This is a genomic window from Sphingobium sp. 3R8 (assembly GCF_020166615.1).
In the GTDB taxonomy this organism is placed as follows: Bacteria; Pseudomonadota; Alphaproteobacteria; order Sphingomonadales; family Sphingomonadaceae; genus Sphingobium; species Sphingobium bisphenolicum.
On the sequence record NZ_JAIQXR010000011.1, the window covers coordinates 25442 to 46496 of the forward strand.

Consider the following 21055-nt stretch of genomic DNA (forward strand, 5'->3'; position numbering starts at 1 on the left):
CGCTCAGGCCGCTCCGCGGGGTTCGCGGGGCAGGCCCAGACCGCGTTCCGCGATCAGGTTGCGCTGAATCTGGTTGGTGCCGCCATAGATGGTGTCGGATCGCGAGAAGAGGAACAGATTGGGCAGCGTATCCCACTCATAATCCGCCTGATCGCCGATCTCGCCGCCCTGGCCCAGAACGTCCATCGCCAGTTCACCAAGGTTGCGCCGCCAACTCGCCCACTGGATCTTGTAGGTCAGCGCCGCGCCGTCGATCTTGCTATGGTCGGTCTGCGACAGCATCCGCAACGCGCCATAGCGCATCAGACGCAGGCCGATTTCCGCTTTGGCGATCCGCTGGCGGATGAGCGGGTCATTGGCGGCGCCATTGGCCTTGGCGGCCGCGATGATCTCGTCCAATTCGTTGCGGAAGCCCATTTGCTGGCCCAGCGTCGAAACGCCACGCTCGAACGCGAGCAGCCCCATGGCAATGCGCCATCCGTCGCCCTCCGCGCCGATCAGGCTGTCCGCCGGACAGCGTGCATCGGTGAAGAAGGTCTCGTTAAACTCGGCATCGCCGTTGATCTGGCGGATGCCGCGTATGTCGATGCCGGGCTGGTCGATCGGCATCATCAGGAAGGTCAGGCCTTTCGGTCCCTGCGATCCCTCCCGGGTGCGGGTGATGACGAAAATCCAGTCGGAAATATGCGCCAGGCTGGTCCAGATTTTCTGGCCGTTGACCACCCATTCGTCGCCCTCCAGCCGCGCCTTGGTGCGCACGCTGGCGAGGTCCGACCCCGCATTGGGTTCGGAAAAGCCCTGGCAAAAAATGGTCCTGCCTGCCGCGATGTCGGGCAGGAAGCGTTGCTTTTGTTCCTGCGTGCCGAAGGTCAGGATCGTCGGCCCGGCCAGTTCGATGCCGATATGGTTGACCCGGCCCGGCACGCCGGCGCGGGCATATTCTTCTGCGAAGATCACCTGTTGCGCCAGCGTCGCGTCGCGCCCGCCCCATTCGACCGGCCATCCGATGCAGGACCAGCGATGGGCGGCCAGTTGCCGTTCCCATTCCTTGCGCCGTTCGGGGCTGCCGGTCAGCTTCGTGACGCCCTTGATGTCGCGAAATTCGCCAGCCATCTGGCCGTTCAGCCAATCGGCGCATTCCTGCCGGAACAACTCGTCAGCGGGAGAAAAACCGAGTTTCATGCTGCTTCTCCCAGGATCATCGTGGCGATTTTCTCGCGGTGCCCATTGCCATTGCCCAGCATCGTCTGGAGCGACCGGGCGCGCTTGAAGAAGAGATGCGCGTCATGTTCCCAGGTGAAGCCGATGCCGCCATGGAGCTGGATCATGTCCCCGGCGCAGCGGAAATAGGTGTCGGCGGCGAAGCTCTTGGCCGCATGGATCGCGAGGCGCGCGTCGTCCGCGCCCTCGTCGACCGCGCAGGCCGCCCAGTAGACGGCCGATCGGGCCTGCTCGATCTCGATCATCATGTCGGCGAGGCGATGCTTATAGGCCTGGAAGGAACCGATCTGGCGGCCGAACTGCACCCGCTCTTGCGCATAGGCGACGGTCCGGTCAAGGCACGCCTGCGCGCCGCCCAAGGCTTCGGCGGCAATGGCGATGCAGGCGGCGCGATGCGCGGCGATAAGCGCCGCAGCCGGATCGGGGAGCGGTTCGCCCGGCGCGTCGGTCAGCACGATATGGGCCATCGGGCGGGTCTGGTCCATGCTGGTCTGGGCCGTGACGGCGACGCCCGGCGCATCGGCACGCACGATCCAAGCCCGTTGCCCGTCCGTGACCAGAAACAGGTCAGCGCTGGCGCCATGGGTGACGAAGCGCGAACCGCCGGTCAACCGGTCACCAGCGGCATTGAGTGTCCCGTCAGCAAGATGCCCCGCTATCTGATCCCCCGACAGCAGGGCGGGAAGCCATGTCGTGCGCTGGGCATCGCTGCCGCCGGCGGCGATCGCCTGCCCCGCCTGCACCAGGCTGCCCAGCATGGGTAGCGCCGCGACCTGCGCACCGGCCGCTTCCGCGACGATCGCCAGTTCGACCATTCCCAGCCCTGCACCGCCCGCGCTTTCCGGCAGCCCGATGCCCGACAATCCCAGTTCCTGGCAGAAGGCCCGCCACAGCGCGCGATCGATGCCGTCGCCCGCCATCGCCTGGCGCGTGCGCGCGCTGGTCGCATGTTCCGTGAAGAAGGCGCGCGCCGTCTCCGCGATCATCTGCTGTTCGTCGGTAAATGCGAATTCCATTGCAGGCCGCCCTCAAAATCCCGTGGGGGAGCATGGCGGCACACGCCGCATTGCTTGCAGCGCATGACCGGACATGATGATGAGCCGCCTCTGGGGCCGGACGCATCCGCTCCTATCGCTGGCGGGCCTTGGCAATATTCGCCAAAACTTCCGCCCTACATTCTGCTATATCATGCATATTCCGGTTTCAAGCGGCTATTTGCGGAATTTTATAAATAATTATTTCCGAATATCGATGTGGCCAGCTTTAGTCGGCGTTTGCGCCCGCAACATCGGTGATCCGCACGACACGGTTGCTGAACTTTACCGTCCTGACCGCGAGCGAGGTTTCGATATGATAGACGCCGTCCATCGCAAGGATCTGCCCCGACGTTACGGTATGGAACCTGTCCAGATCGTCGTATAGACAGGTCGCCATGATGTTGAACGGCCCCAGCATGATCATGACCGACTGAACCATCGGGATATGCGCGATGTCGCGCGCGATCTGGCGGACATGGCCGGCTTCGGCCTGGACCGCTACGAAACCGATGTTGGTGGCCTTTTCCAGCTTGAGACTGGTGAGCGCGGTAAAAGCGATCAGGCGATCCTGCTGCAACCGCTTGATCCGGCCCCGGATCGTGCCTTCATTGACGCCCAGGTCGCTCGCGATCTTGCGGTTGGAGACGCGCGCGTCCTGCGCCAATATGTCGATCAACTGATGATCGAGATCGTCGAGATCGGGCCGGTTCATGCGAGCCTCCGGCTGTCGATCGGGGCGGTGTCGAGGCCATATTTGACGATGTCGAGGCCGATCGCAGGGGTCATGGCGCGCACGCCGGGCACCTTGGCCAGCTTGTCGGTGATGAGCGGCGACAGTTCGTCCATGTCCCGCAGGGTCAGGAGCAGACTGATCTCATAGCGGCCGGTGACCAGATGGGCGGCGAAAACTTCACGAAAGGACGCCAGTTCCTCGGCGACGTCGAGCGCGGGACGGCCGCTGACCTCCACCGCCAGATGGATGAGGACATGATAGCCATGGACCGCGAAATCGGAGACGGCGACGACGCGGAGCATCCCGGCATCCTCCATCCGCCGGATGCGGGTGGATACGGTGGACGCAATCAGACTGAGGGTCTCGGCGATCTGCTGGTTGGTCGCCCGGCCGTTATGTCGCAGATATTCGACAATCTTGCGGTCCGTTTCGTCAAACGCGAAAACCTCACTCATAGGATTGCTCTATCCCCTTTCCTGCTCCGGTCTTGCCAGCAAAGGGTCGGCAGGTCGAATCGAAACCGCGTGGTGCAGCATCGTCCGATCCCGCTCTACGCGGGCGCCCGCGGCCCAGCCTAGCAGCGCGGAGAGGAAGCCGAAGGGGATGATGAACGACAGCGCCATGCGCAGCGCCGCGGCGTCATGCCCCAGCATCTGGCTGAGCGCCCCCGTCGCCCAAGGGCCGACGAAGAAGCCGAGCAGGGTCGTGACGGCGAGGAACAGCGCGGTCGATGCAGCGCGGATGCGCGGCGGCAGCATATATTGCAGGGTCGCCATGAAGCCCACAGACCAACCACCCCCCAAAAGTCCGGCCGGGATGGCGGCAAGGCGCGCCATGTCGAAGCTGCCCGCCCAAGTCGCCGCCATGATAGCGCAGGTCGCCGCCCCCAGCGCCAAGGCGGACAGGCGCGAGGGCCAGACCATGCTGCGCCGCGCCAGGCGATCGGACAGCGCGCCGAAGAGCAGCATGCCGACCAGCCCGGACAGGCCGAAATTGAGCGCGAAGGTCATCTTCACCGCCACCGGATCAAGCGCGAAGCCGCGGGTGAACAGTTCCGGGCCCCAATAGCCGAAGGACACGCCCGACAGCACACCGAAGCCGAAAGCGAACATCATGCACAGATAGGCCGGGCTGCGGATCAGGCTGCGGATCAACTGGCCGAACGGCACGGCGTCAATCGGTGCAGCGCCGCCGGCCGGACCGCGGCGCGGCTCGCGGATCACGGCGAGCGCGGCAAAGCCTAGCAGCACGCCCACAGCGCCGATGCTGTAGAAGGCCATGCGCCAGTCATGATGCGCGGCGATCGCCGGACCGCCCGCCTGCCCGCCGATCTGGCCGATATAGGCGGCAAGGCCGAGGATCGCGAACGCCAGGCCACGCCGTTCGGGCCGGAAATAATCCGACAGCAGCGAATAGGCGGGTGCGACGAACGCCGCCTCTCCCACGCCCACCGCGATCCGCGCCAGCGTCAGGCCGACCGGGCCGGCAGCAAGGCCGGTGCCGATGGTGGCGATGCTCCACAGCACGCAGCCCGCCGCGATGATCTGGACGCGGGAAGTGCGGTCCGCCAGCCGCGCGAACGGGACGCCGAGGACGACATAGAGAAAGACGAAGGCCGGCCCCATCAACATGCCGACCATGGCGTCGCCGATGCCGAACTCCGCCTTGATCGGCCCGATCAGCCCGGTGATCAGATAGCGGTCGGCATAGTTGACGATATAGATGAGCAGCAGCGTTACGAGGACGAGCCACGGATTGGATGTTCTCTGGACGGGGGCGTCAGTCACGCAGCAGCGACCCGCCATTGACGTGCCAGAGCTGGCCATTGACCCATTCGCCGTCGTCGGACGCGAGGAAGGCGACCGCGCCGGCAATATCGTCCGGCTGGCCCAGCCGCCGGTGCGGCAGGTTGTCCAGCATCGATGCGACATAATCGTCGGTCAGATGCTGGGCCACCGCTTCGGTCAGGACGACGCCGGGGCAGATGCCGTTGGCGCGGATGCCCTGCTTGCCATATTTGCGCGCGACATGACGTACCAGCGCGTGCAGCGCATTCTTGGTCATGGGATAGGCGACCTGCAACGGGTTGCCGGAAATCGCCGCGCCCGAAGAGGTGTAGATCATGGTGCCGCCGCCGCGTTCGATCAGTATCGGCAGGGCGGCCTGCGTCGCCAGGAAATGGCTCTTGGCGTTGATGGCGAAGGAACGGTCAAGCACCGCTTCGCTGCAATTAAGTATGTCGATATCGCCTTCTGTCCCACCCGCAAGATTACTGTGGTAGAAATCGAGGCGGCCAAATTCGGCCAGCGCTGCTTGAACGATAGCGGCCTGCGATGTCGCTTTGGTCCCGTCGAGCGCCACGCCGATCGCCTTGCCGCCGTCCGCGCAGATGGCGCGGGCCGTTTCCGCCGCCCAGTCGCTCTCTATGTCACCGATCACCACCGACGCGCCTTCGGCCGCCAGCCGCCGCGCCGTCGCAGCGCCGATGCCACGTCCGCCGCCCGCAACAATTCCTGTTTTCCCCGCCAATCCGCGCATCATTATCTCCAGATATCTTATGGTGCCGGACGCCGGTCTTTCCACGGCGCGGCCTTTTCCAGTTGCCCCGCCAGACGGAACAGGGTTGCCTCGTCGCCATAGCGCCCCATGAACATGACGCCGACCGGCAAGCCATTCTTCGCCATTCCCAGCGGCACCGACATGGCTGGCTGACCGGTCATGTTGGCAATCTGGGTGAAGGGCGAGAAGGCCGCGGTCCGCTGTCCCCAGGCCATGAAATCGACGTCCGGGGTCAGGTTGATCCGGCCCAGCTCCAGCGGCGGCGCCGCCAGCGTGGGGGACAGGATCACGTCATACTGCGCCATGAACTGCGCCATTATGATGGCGGCGGTTTGCAGCGTATTGTTCGCCCGCGCGAAGTCCATGCCGGTCGTCTTCTGGCCATAGCCGACAAAGCCCAGCGTGATCGGCTCCAGAACGTCCGGGCCGATCGCGATCCCGGTTGCCTTGGCGCGGTCCAGCATATCGGCGGCCACGGACGCGCCGACCAAAACGAAGCTCGCCGCGCCGATCGCCGCGACATCCAGTTTCGGCGCTGCTTCCTCCACATGATGGCCGAGCGTTTCGCACAGGCGCGCGGCCCGGCGGGTGGCTTCGATACAGTCCGGATCGACCGGCGCGCCCGACGGGGCATTGAGCATCAGCGCGATACGCAGGCGACCGGGCGCCTTGCCGACCTGCGACAGGAAGCTCTCGGCCGGGGTCGGCGCTGCATAGCGCCCCCCCGGTTCCGGACCTTGGGTCGCGTCGAGGATCGCGGCGGAATCGCGCACGCTGCGGGTGATGGCGTGATGCACCGACAGCCCGCCCCAGCCTTCGGTGCGGGGCGGCCCCATAGGCACCCGGCCGCGACTGGGCTTAAGGCCGAACAGGCCACAACAGGAAGCCGGGATGCGGATCGACCCGCCGCCGTCGGTCGCATGGACCGCGGGCAGCACGCCCGCCGCCACCGCCGCCGCCGCGCCGCCCGACGATCCGCCGGTGATATGGGCGGGGTTCCACGGATTGCGCGTGTCGCCGGTCAGTTTGTTTTCGGTCGTACCGGTAAGCCCGAGTTCGGGCACGGTCGTCTTGCCGAAGATGACGAAGCCCGCCGCCTCGATCCGGCGCACCAGTTCGGACGTGACGTCGGGCTTGTAGCCTCTGAAAAAGCGGCTGCCATTTTCGGTCGCCAGGCCGGCGATATAAGTGTTGAGATCCTTGAGCAGCCAGGGCACGCCGCTGAACGGTCCCTGCGGCAATCCCTTGGCGATCGCCGCGTGGCCATAGTCATAATGTCTCTGCGCCAGGAAGTTGAAGCGCGGATTGAGCGCCTCCGCGCGGCCGATCGCCGCGTCCAGCAATTCGGTCGCCGAAACCTGCTTACGGCGGACGAGGTCGGCCAGCCCCATCGCGTCATGGGTGTCGAGCGGGCCGGAGGACAAAGCGGCCGCCCGGGCCGTCCCCGCCAGACCGGCTAGCGCCGTGGCGCCCGCCATGGCTTCGCGCCGTGTCATATCCATGCGAACCTCTCCTGCCCTTATCATTGTAATTGGCTTGATGGATGTCAGTCAGCGCTCTGATCGACATAATAGCGCTGATAATATTTGCGGAATTGCGGGATCGGGCCGTCACCGTCGCAGATGATCGGATTGGGTTCGAACTTCTGCCGGTCCCACACCACCTTGTCCTGATCGAACTGCTTGCAGATGTCGCGGATGATCGCCTTGGCGACGCCGGCCCGCTCGCCCTCCGCCTGCGCCTTGGGCTGGGTGAAGCAGAAGCGGACATGGACATGGTCCAGTTCGACCGGGGCCAGGCAGGCCATCAGCAGCGTCTCCGAAATGCCGGTGAAGCGCGTCCAGCTTTGCCCCGGCCCCATCGTGTCGTAACTGATAAGGCCATCGACCTCGCCCCAGGGCGTGCCCATCTTCGCCTTCACGTCCGCGCCCCGGCCCCATTCGCCCCAGCGCAATTCGCCCAGTGGCACATTGGCAGTGCCATGGATGAAGCGGAAATGCGCAACGTCGACGCCATTTTCGGCCATGTTCTGGATCGATCCCCAGACATTCCATTCATACACGTCGAAATCGGTCCATTCGGGGTCGGTCGCTTCGGGCAGGATCGCGACGTCGAACAGGGGCGCGACGTCCTGCGGATGATACCAGGCCCAGATCCAGCGGTTCGCTTCGGTGATGTGCCAGTTGCGGGTGCATTTGCGCTTCACCTGGGGCGGGATATTGCGGGCATAGGGTACGTCCTTCACCACCGCCTCGTCCCCGTCATAACGCCAGGCGTGGAAAGGACATTCGAGGAGATTGCCATGCACCTTGCCGCCATGGCCCATATGCGCGCCCAGATGCTTGCAATAGGCGTCGAGCATACGAACCTGGCCGTCTTCGCCGCGCCAGATCGCCAGATCCTGCGAGAAGTAGCGCAGCGGCTTGACTTCGCCCGCCGCCAGTTCGGACGACAGCAGCAGCGGATACCAGCCGAAGGGGATGCCGATATCGAGATTGCGCTCCGCAATCGAAGCGCGACCCTCCACTTCCGCCAGGCGCCAGTCGCTCAGATCCTGGCCGCGCAGCTTTTCGAGGACTTGCCAGACGGCAACAGGCGGGGTGCGCGCATCGGTGGCCTTGGTGGCGGCGGTGTCGGTATTGGCTTGGGACATGGGAACCTCGCGGATCATTGCAGGTCGAAGACCTTGCGCGCGTTTTCACGCAGGAATTTGGGCCAGACATCGTCCTTGAACGGGACATTTTCCATATCGCTGAAGATACGGTCCAGGCTGAGACCCATCGGAAAATAGCCGGCATAGATGATCTTGTCGGCGCCGCGCGTATTGGCGTAGTCGATGATCGCCTTGGGATAATGTTTGGGTGCGAAGGCGCTGGTCGAATAATAAAGGTTGGGCCATTTCAGCATCAACTTGACCGCCAGCGCCTCCCACGGCTCAGCGCCGTGGCGCATGACAACTTTAAGGTCGGGGAAGAACCAGCAGACTTCGTCCAGATGCTCCACCTTCTGCGTTTCCATCGGGATGCGCGGACCGGGGATGCCGGCATTGAGCAGAACAGGCAGGCCCAGTTCCGCAGCACAAGCGTAGAGCGGGAACATATATTTATGGTTGATCGCCACCTGCGGCAACGTGCCGGCCGGGAAGATACTGATCGCGGACAGACCGACCTCGCCATGAATGCGCTTGATGCGGCGTATTTCCTCCATCCCGTTATTGGGGTCGCAGGGCAGGTCGAAGAAGAAGCGGTCGCCGAACATCTCCTTGGCGCGATAGGACGTCGCATTGTCGTTCCAGCCGACCAGCGCCTTGTCGATATTGTGCCGGTCCATCTGCTCGACGGTCCAGGAGACAAAATCGTCAGTCTTGCCGGTCTGCGGAATGTCCTTGAACATATATTGCGCTGGCATGGCGAATTGCTGGAGCGTCTGCTGGTCCTTGATCAGCGGGCGGAAGGGGGCGAACCATGCGGAACGGTCCTCGGCCTCCGGTATGCCCAACATGCAGTCAATGATCTTGATATCCTTGGGAAACCCCATGGAAACTCTCCTGTTCAATAGTTCGCGACCAGTTGCGGCCACAGCGCCCGAAGCGCGATCTTGTCGATTTTTTCGGCATGGTTGCGCGGCAGGGGTGCGCGCGAAAAGGCGACATGGGCGGGCGCTTTGTAGGGCGCGAGCCGCCCGGCGACCCAATCGATGATGGCGCGTTCGTCCAGGCCATCGGCCTGCACGACGGCGACCAGCGCCTCGCCCAGGCGATCATCCGCAATGCCGAAGGTCGCGCATTCGGTGATTTGCGGCATTTCGCTCAGCACCCGCTCGACTTCGGCGCAGTAGATATTTTCGCCGCCGGAGATGACCATATCCTTCGCCCGGTCAACGATGAAGATATAGCCATCCTCATCCTGATAGCCGATGTCGCCGGTGCGCAACCAGCCGTCGGGCGTAAAGCTCTTGGCGGTATCGTCCGGCCGGTTCCAGTAGCCGCGCATGACCATGGCGCTGCGCACCACGATCTCGCCGGTTGCATGGGGACCGCAGATTGCGCCGTCCGCCCCTTCGATCCGCAGATCGACCAGCGGCAGCACCCGGCCAGCCGAAGCGCGCGCGCGCAGGAAATCCGCGCCCACCGCCTGGGCGATCGCGCCCGACGTTTCGGTCATGCCATAGCCCACGCCCATCAGCGCATGGGGGCAGAGCGCCCGCACCTCCTCCAGCAGGTTGAGGGGCAGCGCCTGCCCGCCCGACCCGATATTGCGCACAGAGCTGAGATCCGCATCCGTCAGCCGCGCGCGATTGACCATGTCCCACAACATGGTCGGCACGGTGGCCAGTTGCGTCACCCGTTCGCGGGCGATCAGGGCGACGGCTTCCTCCGCATTCCAGCGGCGCATGATGACGATCTTGCCGCCCGACAGGAAGGGCGCGAGGAAGCCGGCGCCCAGCCCGGAAATATGGAAGAGCGGCGAGACGAGCAGGCTCGCCTGCGGCGGCATCTGCGCCGTCAGCGCCTCCACCGACAGGCCATGGTCGCGCGCCATATTGTGCAGCACCATCGTGCCGGTAAGCTGGGTGCCCAGCAGGCCCGTGATCAGGCTGCGATGCGATAGCACCGCGCCCTTGACACGCCCGGTGGTGCCGGAGGTGAAGAGAATGGCGCAGGGATCGTCATGGTCAGCGGTCATGCCGTCTACGAAGGGGACGTCCGCAGCCGCGAGCGGCGCGATCAGGTCCAGCAGACGGCCCTGATAGCCCGCGTCACGCAGCGCGGCGGCGCGTTCGCTATCGGCCAGCACGAGGGCCGGCGTCACTTCGTCCACCATCGCGCGCGCTTCCGCCGCCGAGCCGCGGCTGTTGAGCAGAACCGCAACCCCGCCCAGCCGGATGACGGCAAGAAACGCCACGATCCATTCCGCCCGGTTGCGCATGGCAATGGCGACGCGGTCGCCGCGCCGGATGTCCAGATGCCCCGCCAGCCGGTCGCGCCAGGCGAAGATGTCCGCGAAACTCAGCCGGCGTTCCCTGCCCGCCTCGTCAAAGTCGACGATACAGGGCCGGTCGCCAAAGCCGCGCGCCTTTTCGATGAGCTGGTTGAGATCGGACGGCGCGTGGGCAAAAAAGCGCAGTCCGTCCTGTTCGGCGATCTCGAACGGGGTGCCGGATGCGGTGACTGCCGCGAAAATGGGGTCGATCTTGCTCATGGCGTTCCCGGATCAGTAAACGGCTGCAGGGTTTTTGGGCCGGGGACTGCCCAGCATCTCGCGATAGGAAGGGCGGTCGTTGCCGCGATCCTGCACGCCCAGTTGGCGCCCGATTTCCGCGCCGATCAATGTCTGGCCGGACAAGGCCTCCCGATCCGGCGCGCAGTCGATCGCGTCGATGATATGCGCGGTGAATTGCGGATTTTCCGCGCTTTCGATGAAGTCGGCATATTGTTCGGGATTGGTGTCGCGCGCGATCAGCGACCGTTCGGTAACCAGTGGCCCCATCCAGATCGACACCGCGATCACGCCGGTTCCGCGCAGATCATGCTCCATGTCATGGGCGAATTTGTCCACGCCCGCCTTTTGCGCGCCATAGGCTGGGCCGTGCATGTAGCAACTGCCGCCAAAGGACGAACCAAAGGCGATCACGCCGCGCCCCTGCGGCACCATCAGCCGCGCCGCGTGCCAGCTTGCCACATAGGCGGAGCGAAGACCGACATCGAGGATGCGAACTGCGTCCAGATCCTTTTCCCAAAAGGGCTTCTTCTCGATCAGTTGGTCGTGGATGAAGGTCGCGTTGTTCACCAATATGTCGAGCCGCCCCGCTTCCGCCGCAATCCGGTCGAACAGCCCTGCGACCTGGGCATCGTCGCCATGGTCGCAGACCAGCGGAATGCCCCGGCCGCCGGCCGCATCGACCGCCGCCGCAGTTTCCGCCACGGTGCCAGGCAGCACGGATCCGTCCCAGCCCCGCGCATTCCCGACATGCATCGTGCGGCCGGTCACATAGACGGTATAGCCCAATTCGCCGAAACCGACCGCGATGCCACGGCCTGCTCCCCGACTGGCTCCGGTGACCAGGGCCACCTTGCTGTCCGGCATCCCACTTCCCTCGATTCGTCGTTTTTGTCCTGACCCAACTCTATCCCTCTATTCGCGTAATTCAACAATTATATTTTTACGCATATCCAGATTTGACAGATTGCCCGCGCGATCGCCGAATTTCCGCATATACATACGATTTTCTGGGCGTATTGATAGTTATTCGACACGCACTCAGGCGCTATATTCGTATTTTTATGATTTACAAATTCCGCATTATGCTCACATATCGTCGTTGAGACGTCGTCCTGAAACGCAAATGCGCAAGGCGACCTTCGACACATGGAGAGGTGATGGCGAATGACCGATGATTTTAAAGGGCGAATTGCCGTCATCACCGGCGGCAGCGATGGCATCGGCCTGGCGACGGCCGCACTGTTGGCGCGGCGCGGCGCACAGGTAGTGATTTGCGGGCGACGGCAAGAGTTACTTGATCGCGCGCGTAGCCAGATCGACGCGGAGGGGGGGCAGATCGAAGCGATTCGGCTCGACGTCACCGATGATGTCGCCCTCACCGCGATGATCGAGACGGTAGCCGCGCGCCATGGCCGGCTCGACATGCTGGTGAATAACGCGATGTCGACCCATTATGCGCCTATCAGCCGATTGACGCTGGACCATTGGCGCAAGGACTTCGCGGTCAACGCCGATGCCGTCTTCGTCAGCACCAAGGCAGCGATGCAGGTGATGGCGACGACGGGCAAGGGCGCGATCGTCAACATCGCCTCCACCTGCGGCATCCGCGCCACCGTCAACATGGCGAGCTATTCGGCGTCCAAAGCGGCGCTGATCCATTTCACGGCCGTTGCCGCGATGGAAGGCGCGCCGTTGGGAATCCGCGTCAACGCCATCATTCCCGGTCAGGTGCAGACCGCAGGCACCGAGGCGTTCACCGCGCGCGCGCCCGAAGTCGCGACGCGAACGACCGAGGCCATTCCGATGCGGCGCGGCGGCCAGCCCGAGGAATTGGCGCAGGCGATCGCGTTCATGCTGTCCGATGCGGCGAGCTATATCACCGGCACCGCGCTGCCGGTGGACGGCGGCAAGGCGGCCCAACTTTACATGCCGGCCTAAGGCATCGAGATAAGGGCAGAAAGCGGAATTTTTGGCCTCATATTATGCTGATACGCGCGATCCAGCGTCGCTCAATATCATTTTTGCGTAATTTATATTGACATCAATTACGCATATGTTCATTTCTAGGCTAAGAAAACAAGTGATGGGGAGATATGGGATGCCCAAAGGCTACGCACATGCGGCGCTTCAACTGTTGCTCGGCGCGAGCAGCCTGGCGATCGCGGGTCAGGCGATCGCACAGAGTGCCGCCGAACCATCAGCGCCCGGTCTCGACGAGATCGTGGTGACGGCACAGAAGCGCGCGCAGAATCTGCAAGATGTGCCGATCGCGATCAGCGCCATCGGCGCGGAGAAGATCGAGCAACTGGGCATCAAGGATTCGCGCGACCTGAGCGGCCTTGCCCCGAACGTCGTCATCACCCAGGGCACGGTCAGCAACAGCGCCGCGGTCTTTTCCATGCGCGGCATCTCCAACGGCGGCAGCGAGAGCTTCGGCGTGGATGCGGCCAACGGCCTTTATGTCGATGGCGTCTATATTGCACGCGGCGGCGCCATGGGCCTGTCCGTCATGGATGTCGAGCGGGTGGAAGTGCTGCGCGGTCCGCAGGGCACGCTGTTCGGCCGCAACACCACCGGCGGCGCGATCCATTTCATCTCCCGCGCGCCGTCCTCGACCTTCCGGCTGAAGGCGGAAGCGGGCTATGGCAATTTCAATGCGTGGAACGGCAAGATCGTAGTCGATCCGGGTGCAATCGCCGGCATCTCGACCAGCTTCGCCTACAGCCATAGCGAGCGCGACGGGCTGGTCGACAATATCCTGCAGCCCAGCGATTCCAAAGATCCCGGCGCCCGCAAGTCGGACGCGATCCGGGCCGCGGCTCGCATCGACCTGGGCGGCACCGGCAGCATCCAATATATGTTCGACTGGAGCCGGATCAGCGGCACACCCCTCCCCTTCATCCTGACCAATGTGTCGAACGGCGCGGCTCGCCCGCCAGTCATCGTCAACGGTCAGCCGGTGGTGCAGACGCAGCAGGCGCCAGTCGCCCAATATCTGGCGGGCGCGACATTCGCCAATCCGGCCTGCGCAGCGCTGGCAGCGCCTTCGCGCACTTACCGGCATGAAGTGTGCAACAACGTCCTCAGCCATGCGCTCGACAAGAGTTGGGGCCATAATCTGCAGGTCCAGAACGATTTCGATGCCTTCAAGGTCAAATCGACCACCGGCTATCGCTTCTGGAACAGTGACACGCTGACCGATCTGGACGGCATCGGCGCGTTCAGCGGTCCGGCCTTCTCCAACGCAACTCTGTTCAACGGGATGCCTGCGTCGCTGCTGCAGTTCATCCCGTCGATCCCGGCCGCAGCCCGGCCTTTCATCGCCGCCGCCGCCGTGCCGAGCATTACGCAAGACCTGTTCGACATCGACAATCATCGCCGGCACAAGCAGTTCAGCCAGGAAATCGAGATTTCCGGCGACACAAACACGCTCGACTGGGTCGTGGGCGGTTTCTACTTCTGGGAGAAGGGGTCAGAAGACGGTTTCCAGAATAGCGGCTTCATCCTCGACACAAACAGCATCTTCCTTGCCAATTTCGGGCCATTGGGGCCGGCCTTCGCCGCCGCCAACCCGGCGCGCTACCGCATGGTGCAGACCCGCGCGCGCCTTGCCTATAGCACATCGGCGGAAAGCACGGCCGTCTATGGTCAGTTCACTTTCTATCCGGGTGGACGGGACAGCGGCCTGCGCCTGACCGCCGGCGGCCGCTACACCTGGGATGCCAAGCGCATGTTGCGCGTCCAGAATGGCGCAGCGCCGCTGGCGGTGCCGGAAGCGGGCGATGCCAAATTCAGCAAGTTCACCTGGAACCTGATGGCGGGCTATGACGTGGCCGACGGTATCAATCTCTACGCCCGCGCCGCCACCGGCTATCGTTCGGGCGGCTTCAATTCGCAGGACCCTGCGATCACCGGCACCAACCAGCTTGGCAGCTTCAAGCCGGAAAAGGTGACATCCTACGAAATCGGATTGAAGAGCGAATTGTTCGACCGCCGCCTTCGCTTCAACGTCGCTGCCTATCATAATATCTATGACGATCTGGCCGTCCTAGGCCCGGTGACCAATGCACCGGTGGGCACCTTCGCCACCCGGATCATCAATGCCGGCAAGGTCGTCTATAATGGCGTCGAGGTCGAAACCCAGGCGATATTGAGCGATAATTTCTCGCTCGACGGCAGCATCGGCTATATCGACATCAAATATAAGGAATTCCTGGCCGGTCAGTCGCCGACACCCGGCGCACCGCCGGTCAATATCGCATCGGTCGTGACCCCCGGCTTTACATCGCCGCTAACCGCAAACGCGGCGCTGAATGCCCAATTTCCGCTCAACTGGGGCAGTGCCACGCTCCGCGGGCGCATCGGCTATACCCACGAAGACGGCAAATATAATTTCAGCAGCTCGATCGGGTCGCCCTTCAATGAACAGATCAAGGGCGATGCCATCGACTTGGTCGATGTCCAGATTGGCATCGACGGCATTCCGCTGGGCAATGCGGCCGGCGAGGTCAAGCTCTGGGTCAAGAACCTGACCAATGCCAAGGATTTCGTGCGCAGCATCGATTATGGGCAGCTGGGCTTTGCCGGCGGCTATTATGCCGAACCGCGCACCTATGGCGTCACCATCGGCGCCAAATTCTGATCGCCTGATCTACGCCACCCTCCCGGCGTAAAATGCCCCGCTTCCGACAGGAAGCGGGGCTTTCTTTGCTTTGGATCCCCTGATGGCCGGGAGAGATCTTCCCCCCGGCCTTCCTCGTCAGTTGTTGCCGCCCGTCATATGCCGGGCCGCGATGTAACCGAAGGTCATGGCCGGGCCGATGGTCACGCCTGCCCCCGGATAGCTTTCGCCCATGGCAGAGGCCGCGTTGTTGCCAACCGCATAGAGGCCCGCAATCGGTGCGCCGGCCTCATCCAGAACCTGCGCCGTCGCATTGGTGCGCAGGCCGCCGTTGGTGCCGATGTCACCCGGATAGATCGGGATGGCATAGAAGGGGCCCTGATCGATCGGTCGCAGGCAGGGGTTGGGCACCTGGCGCGGATCGCCATACATTTTGTCATAGGCGGCCTCACCGCGATGGAAATCGGGATCTTCGCCGCGGCCGGCATTGTCGTTGAAGCGCGTGACCGTCGACGCGAGGGCCGCGGGATCGACGCCCATCTGCCCCGCCAGCGCCGCGATCGTCGCGCCTTTCTTCAGGATGCTGCGCACCGCGCCGCGATGCAGCCAGTCGGGAATCAGCGGATAGAGCGGCCCCATCGGGAATTGATGGCGATAGCGATGGTCGAAGACCATCCAGCTCGGCCCGGCGTCGCCATGCGCCGCCTGTCGCCGCGCCATCTGCTGACCCACAATATGATAGGAAGCCGCTTCGTTTAGATAGCGATCGCCCTTCTGGTTTACCATGATGCAGCCCGGCAGCGCCCGTTCGATCGTGCAAAGCCGCCCTCTATCCTCGCCGGGCACGTAGAAGACCGGCGCGGCCCAGGCCGACTGCATATTCATCGTGTCCGCGCCGATCGCCTGGCCGGCGACGATGCTGTCGCCGGTGTTGCTGGTGACGCCGCCCGAATATTGCGCAATGGAATAGAGCGGCGCATTGGCCTCCCGCATCGCCTGATTCTTGTCGAAGCCGCCGGCGGCCAGCACCACCCCCTTGCGCACGGCGATGCGATAGGGCTTGCCGTCGCGCTGGATGACCGCCCCAACGATCCGATCGCCGTCGCGCACCAGTTCCTTGAGCGGCGCGTCGAGCCAGAGCGGCACGCCCCGCCGGTCGAGCGCCATGCGCAGGCCGCCGGTCAGGGCGTTGCCGAGCGTCAGCCGCCGGTCCTTGCGCGACGTGAACCGGAAGGGCCAGTCGAGCCAGTAGCGCGCCATGCTGAAAGTCAGATTCTGCATCCAGCCCTTGGCGCGATAGAGCAATTGGTAGGTTTCGGTGAAATGCCAGTTGAGATAGCCGAACAGGCTGGCGGCCGGCGACGGAAAGCGCTGGGTGCGAATCGCCGCGCCCAGGGGCTTGCCGTCCAGCGGCATGGGCAGATGGGTGCGATAGCCTGTCGGCGATCCGCCCGGATTTTCGGCATGATAGTCGGGATAGGGGAAAGCCATATATTGGACCGGCGTGTTCGCCATCAACCAGCGCAGCATCGGCGCGGCATTGTCCACATAGGCGCGGATATTGGCATCGGGCACATTGTCGGCGGACAGGCCGCGGACATAGGTGAAGGCGTCGTCCAGATCATCCTCAAAACCCGCCGCCTTCGCCACGTCGCTGCCCGGAATCCAGATGCCCGCGCCCGATGTGGCGGAAGTGCCGCCCCACAGCGCCGCTTTTTCCACGATCAGTACGTCCGCCCGGTCGGCAGCGGCGACGAGCGCGGAGAGCATTCCGCCAGCCCCTGAACCCACCACGAGGATATCGACTTGCTTGTCCCAATTGCTCATGCCTGTCCGTCTCACATCAGGGCGTGGAATCGGAAGCCGCAGACATTCAGCCCACAAACCACCCTCTCCACAAAATTAGCGCATATAGCGACTTATATTGCCATAAAGTCAATATTTGCGTATCATATGACCATATAAACTACGATGAATCCAAGAGAGGCGAGGCGCACGCATGTTGCAAGGCAAGGTTGCACTGATTACCGGAGCGGGGCAAGGGATCGGTCAAGGGATCGCCCTTGCCCTGGCGAGCGAGGGCGTCGATATCATCCTGGCCGGGCGGACGCTGGAGAAGCTGGCGCAAACGGCGCAGCTTGTGGCGGAACGCGGCGCCCGCGCGCTGCCGATCGCCTGCAACGTCAAATCCGCCGACGATCTCGCCGCGGCGGTGGATCTGGCGGCACGCGATCTTGGCGGCATCGACATCCTCGTCAACAATGCGCAGGAGGTGCCGCTCGGCCCACTGGTGGATGTTTCGGACGACGCTTTCATGGCGGGATTTGAATCCGGACCGCTGGCCTCCTTCCGGCTGATGAAGCTGGCGCGTCCCCATATGGTGGCGCGCGGCGGCGGCACCATTTTCAACTTCACCTCGTCGGCCGGCATCCGCTGGGACATGGCGACCTACGGCGCCTATGGCGCGGTCAAGCAGGCGACACGCGCGCTGACCCGCGCGGCGGCATCGGAATGGGGGCGCGACAATATCCGCGTCCTCACTATCGCCCCCCATGCTGAATCCCCCGGCCTCAAAGGGTGGATGGAACATAACCCGGAGGAGGCCGAAGCCTTTTTCCGCACCATACCGCTGGGTCGGGTCGGGCGGCTGGAGCAGGATATCGGTCGGGCCATCGTGGCGCTCTGCAGCGCCGACCTCGCCTATCTGACCGGCGCCACCATCCCGCTGGATGGCGGCCAGGCGAATTTCGGCTGAGGAGCGATGCGATGGAAAAATTGATCTGCGCCCTCTGGGCCCCCGAGGGCGAAACGCGCGCGGCCTATGGCGCCTATCTGGTGGAGCATCTGCCCGGCGCGCTCGCGGCGGCAGGCGGCCTTGGCATCCGGCTCAATATCCGGGATGCGCGGGTCGAACCGGCGACCGCGCTCGTCCAGCAATGGCAGGCCCCGCAACAGGATGCGATCGTGCAATTCTGGCTACCCTCCGCCAATGCGCGGTTTCGCGGCGCGATCGACGCCGTGCTGGCCACACATAGCGGGCGTTTCGCAGCATGGCTGGTCGCGGAATCGACCATCATCACCAACAGCGCGTATCCACCGGAAGCAGGTCGGGCCTGTGCGGGCTGGAGCCAGGCGAGCTTCATCAGCTTCCGCGCAGACATGGCCCGGGTGGAAGCGATCGCCCATTGGCACGGCCATCATACGCGGGTGGCGATCGAAACGCAGGCGAATTTCGAATATGTCCAGAACATCATCGTCCGGCCGCTGCCTCCCGACGCGCCTGCCTATGACGCCTTTGTCGAGGAATGTTTTTCGGACGCGGCGATGACAGATCCCCATGCTTTCTTCGATGCGGTCGGCAACGAAGCCAAATTCGCGCAAAATCTCAGCGCGATGATGGAAAGCTGCGCTGGCTTCATCGATTTCAGCCGGATCGACGTCATCCCCACCAGCCAGTTCGACTTCGCCGGACGGGACTGAATGGAGGAGGCGGGCGTTGCAGCCCGCCTCGCCCCGTCAGACCGCGGTCGCGCCGCCGTCCACGACCATCGGATGCCCGGTCACGAAGCTGGCAGCGCCCGAACAGAGCCAGACGACCGCCTCGGCCACTTCCTCCGCCTGCCCCATCCGCCCCATGGGCGTCATGGAATCCAGCAACTGGCGCATATCCTCCTTGGCGACCAGCGGCGCGGTCATCGGCGTGACGATCACGCCGGGACATACGGCATTGACGCGAATGCCGGCCTTCGCCCAGCGCAGCGCGCCATGGCGGGTCAGGCCGACGACACCATGTTTGGACGCGACATAGGCGGGCTGGCTGGGATTGCCGACAAGGCCGTTGATCGAAGCCGTATTGACGATCGCGCCGCCGCCCTGCGTCAGCATGACCTCCGCCTCTTCGCGCATACATAGCATGACGCCGGTCAGGTTGATGCCGATCGCCCGGCCCCACACGGCTTCGTCATATTCGTCCGCCGCGATATTGGTGATGCCGGCGTTGTTGAAGGCGCAATCGAGGCGACCGAAATGGTGGACCGCGGCGGCGACCATCGCCTTCACCTGCGCGCTGTCGCTCACATCGCAATGCTGGAAGGCGGCCTTGCCACCCTGCGCCTCAATGAGGGCCACCGTTGCACGGCCGCCTTCGTCATTCACGTCGCTGACCAGCACTGACGCGCCCGACCGCGCGAAGGCCAGCGCGGCGGCGCGGCCAATGCCGCCGCCCGCACCCGTGACCAGTGCCACCTTGCCCTGAAGGCCATAATCGATCATTCGTCTCTCCTTGTCTTTACAGATCAGGCGGCGGCATCGGCCGGCTGGGCCGGAACTTCGCCCCATAGGGTGTAGCGCGATGCGCCATCGGCCCCGATTTCCTCCGAAAGGCAGGACGTGACGCGGCTGACCGATTCCGCGATCCACCAGCGCCCGTCCCGCTTGCGATAGACATCCTCATATTCCACCGCGAGGCGCGTGATCGACCGGGTCGACAACAGGATGGTGCGAAAGTTCAACGACCATAGCCCGCGCGCTTCGCTATCGCTTATCAGGCTGATGTCCGCATTGGTGGCGTGATGGATGTCATAGACGCCGCCCTGACAGGCCATCTGCTCGAAGATACGTACGAAATCCTCGCGATCGGTGAAGACCGGGAAATTCTGATAGTCAATGCGCACCTTGCCGGGCAGAAAGGCGTCGCGCACCCCATCCACCAGCTTGAGATCGCACGCCCGCAGATAGCGCGCCTTCAACTGGCGGATGGCGTCCATGTCTTCCAGCGCGGCGACCCGCGCGCAAAGTTGTTCCAGATCGACCGACATCTCTCTCTCCATTGCTGTCAGCCCTGCCGGGCTTCCTGCTTCACGATTTCCAGGAATAGCGGCCGCTCGCCGCCGCCATGCACCTCCAGCCGCGCGCCGCTGATATAAGCGGCCGCGGGTGAGGCAAGAAAGACGACGGCGTCGGCCACATCCTGCCCCCGCCCCATGCGGCCGAGCGGCAGCGAGGCGGCGATCCGTTGCTGCGCGGCGTCGCTGCCATAGGTCATAGCCGACTGTTCGGTTTCAATGAGGCCGACGATGATCGCGTTGACGCGCACGTCCGGCCCCCATTCCTGCGCCAGGCTGGTCGTCAGGCTGACCAGCCCCGCCTTCGCTGCGCCATAGATGGCCGTGTCGGGAGATGGCCGCACCGCCGACACACTGGCAATATTGACGATCGATCCCCGCGCCGCGCGCAAATGCGGATAGGCGGCCTGCGACACATGCAGCGGCGCCAGCAGGTTGAGTTGCAGAATGCGTTCGGAAAAGCGCGCGCTCGCGTTCGCCGCCTCCGCCTGCGGCGAACCGCCGGCATTGTTGACGACCAGGTCCAGCCGACCATGACGGGCCGCCACGGCATCGACCCAAGCCTGGACGGCTGGCTGATCGCGAATGTCACAGGCATCGAACTCTGCCTCTCGCCCATCGACCGCGATCGGCGCGTCGGGCGGGGTGCGTCCGCAGGTCGCGACCCGATAGCCGTCCGCCAGCAACCGCCGCACGATCGCCGCACCGATGCCGCGCGTCCCGCCCGTCACGATCGCAACCCTTGCCTGTCCCACGCCTAGCCTCTCCCATGCCCCCGCCCGATCCAACCCGATCAAGGCGCATCATATTTCCGTGAC

19 protein-coding genes are annotated in these 21055 nt (G+C 64.0%); 4 read left to right on the forward strand and 15 right to left on the reverse strand.

Features of this window, described 5'->3' with window-relative positions; translation table 11 throughout:
- Positions 1 to 3 precede the first annotated feature (3 nt).
- The 11 genes from K9B33_RS11985 to K9B33_RS12035 all read right to left on the reverse strand — a co-directional run bounded on the left by K9B33_RS11985 (position 4) and on the right by K9B33_RS12035 (position 11636).
- Positions 4 to 1182 carry an acyl-CoA dehydrogenase family protein gene (locus tag K9B33_RS11985; RefSeq protein ID WP_224549022.1) on the reverse strand — a complete coding sequence of 393 codons (1179 nt, stop codon included), beginning with the start codon at positions 1180 to 1182 and terminating at the stop codon, positions 4 to 6.
- Positions 1179 to 2237, reverse strand: coding sequence for an acyl-CoA dehydrogenase family protein (locus K9B33_RS11990; RefSeq protein ID WP_224549023.1), 1059 nt, complete (start codon positions 2235 to 2237; stop codon positions 1179 to 1181). Before K9B33_RS11990 ends, K9B33_RS11985 begins: the two co-directional genes overlap by 4 nt.
- A 247-nt stretch (positions 2238 to 2484) precedes the next feature.
- Positions 2485 to 2970 (reverse strand): Lrp/AsnC family transcriptional regulator, encoded by a 486-nt coding sequence (locus K9B33_RS11995; protein WP_224549024.1) that lies wholly within the window; start codon positions 2968 to 2970, stop codon positions 2485 to 2487.
- Positions 2967 to 3446, reverse strand: coding sequence for an Lrp/AsnC family transcriptional regulator (locus K9B33_RS12000; protein WP_224549026.1), 480 nt, complete (start codon positions 3444 to 3446; stop codon positions 2967 to 2969). Before K9B33_RS12000 ends, K9B33_RS11995 begins: the two co-directional genes overlap by 4 nt.
- A gap of 9 nt (positions 3447 to 3455) precedes the next feature.
- The gene (locus K9B33_RS12005; protein ID WP_224549028.1) at positions 3456 to 4778 is read right to left on the reverse strand and encodes a spinster family MFS transporter; all 1323 of its coding nucleotides are present in this window, start codon (positions 4776 to 4778) and stop codon (positions 3456 to 3458) included.
- Positions 4771 to 5532, reverse strand: coding sequence for an SDR family NAD(P)-dependent oxidoreductase (locus tag K9B33_RS12010; RefSeq protein ID WP_224549030.1), 762 nt, complete (start codon positions 5530 to 5532; stop codon positions 4771 to 4773). The genes K9B33_RS12005 and K9B33_RS12010 overlap by 8 nt, the downstream gene beginning before the upstream one ends.
- Before the next feature lie 14 nt (positions 5533 to 5546).
- Positions 5547 to 7052, reverse strand: coding sequence for an amidase (locus tag K9B33_RS12015; RefSeq protein ID WP_224549032.1), 1506 nt, complete (start codon positions 7050 to 7052; stop codon positions 5547 to 5549).
- 44 nt (positions 7053 to 7096) lie between these two features.
- Positions 7097 to 8203, reverse strand: a complete 1107-nt coding sequence (locus K9B33_RS12020) for a Rieske 2Fe-2S domain-containing protein (protein WP_224549034.1) — start codon at positions 8201 to 8203, stop codon at positions 7097 to 7099.
- A gap of 14 nt (positions 8204 to 8217) precedes the next feature.
- Positions 8218 to 9087 carry an amidohydrolase family protein gene (locus K9B33_RS12025; RefSeq protein ID WP_224549036.1) on the reverse strand — a complete coding sequence of 290 codons (870 nt, stop codon included), beginning with the start codon at positions 9085 to 9087 and terminating at the stop codon, positions 8218 to 8220.
- 14 nt (positions 9088 to 9101) lie between these two features.
- Entirely contained in the window at positions 9102 to 10751 is a 1650-nt protein-coding gene (locus tag K9B33_RS12030) for a class I adenylate-forming enzyme family protein (RefSeq protein WP_224549039.1), read from the reverse strand.
- Between the two features lie 12 nt (positions 10752 to 10763).
- Positions 10764 to 11636: an SDR family NAD(P)-dependent oxidoreductase gene (locus tag K9B33_RS12035; protein ID WP_224549041.1), complete on the reverse strand. Its 873-nt coding sequence runs from the start codon at positions 11634 to 11636 to the stop codon at positions 10764 to 10766.
- A gap of 300 nt (positions 11637 to 11936) precedes the next feature.
- Here K9B33_RS12035 and K9B33_RS12040 point away from each other — a divergent pair, with 300 nt between their 5' ends.
- Positions 11937 to 12710, forward strand: coding sequence for an SDR family NAD(P)-dependent oxidoreductase (locus tag K9B33_RS12040; RefSeq protein WP_224549043.1), 774 nt, complete (start codon positions 11937 to 11939; stop codon positions 12708 to 12710).
- A gap of 160 nt (positions 12711 to 12870) precedes the next feature.
- Positions 12871 to 15414, forward strand: coding sequence for a TonB-dependent receptor (locus K9B33_RS12045; RefSeq protein ID WP_224549045.1), 2544 nt, complete (start codon positions 12871 to 12873; stop codon positions 15412 to 15414).
- Between the two features lie 117 nt (positions 15415 to 15531).
- On the opposite strand, the gene K9B33_RS12050 is transcribed toward K9B33_RS12045, so the two are convergent.
- Positions 15532 to 17220, reverse strand: coding sequence for an FAD-binding protein (locus tag K9B33_RS12050; RefSeq protein ID WP_224549047.1), 1689 nt, complete (start codon positions 17218 to 17220; stop codon positions 15532 to 15534).
- Between the two features lie 172 nt (positions 17221 to 17392).
- Here K9B33_RS12050 and K9B33_RS12055 point away from each other — a divergent pair, with 172 nt between their 5' ends.
- Together K9B33_RS12055 and K9B33_RS12060 are read left to right on the forward strand one after the other, a co-directional pair.
- A complete protein-coding gene (locus K9B33_RS12055) occupies positions 17393 to 18148 on the forward strand; it encodes an SDR family NAD(P)-dependent oxidoreductase (RefSeq protein WP_224549050.1) in 756 nt (251 codons plus the stop codon).
- An 11-nt stretch (positions 18149 to 18159) separates the two neighbouring features.
- Entirely contained in the window at positions 18160 to 18873 is a 714-nt protein-coding gene (locus K9B33_RS12060; RefSeq protein ID WP_224549052.1) for an EthD domain-containing protein, read from the forward strand.
- A gap of 36 nt (positions 18874 to 18909) precedes the next feature.
- On the opposite strand, the gene K9B33_RS12065 is transcribed toward K9B33_RS12060, so the two are convergent.
- From K9B33_RS12065 to K9B33_RS12075, 3 genes are read right to left on the reverse strand one after another with little or no spacing between them, the layout of a single operon-like run.
- Positions 18910 to 19665, reverse strand: a complete 756-nt coding sequence (locus K9B33_RS12065; protein ID WP_224549054.1) for a glucose 1-dehydrogenase — start codon at positions 19663 to 19665, stop codon at positions 18910 to 18912.
- Positions 19666 to 19688: 23 nt separating this feature from the next.
- Positions 19689 to 20210 carry a nuclear transport factor 2 family protein gene (locus K9B33_RS12070; RefSeq protein WP_224549056.1) on the reverse strand — a complete coding sequence of 174 codons (522 nt, stop codon included), beginning with the start codon at positions 20208 to 20210 and terminating at the stop codon, positions 19689 to 19691.
- 17 nt (positions 20211 to 20227) lie between these two features.
- Positions 20228 to 20992, reverse strand: a complete 765-nt coding sequence (locus tag K9B33_RS12075; protein ID WP_224549058.1) for an SDR family oxidoreductase — start codon at positions 20990 to 20992, stop codon at positions 20228 to 20230.
- Between the last annotated feature and the right edge of the window lie 63 nt (positions 20993 to 21055).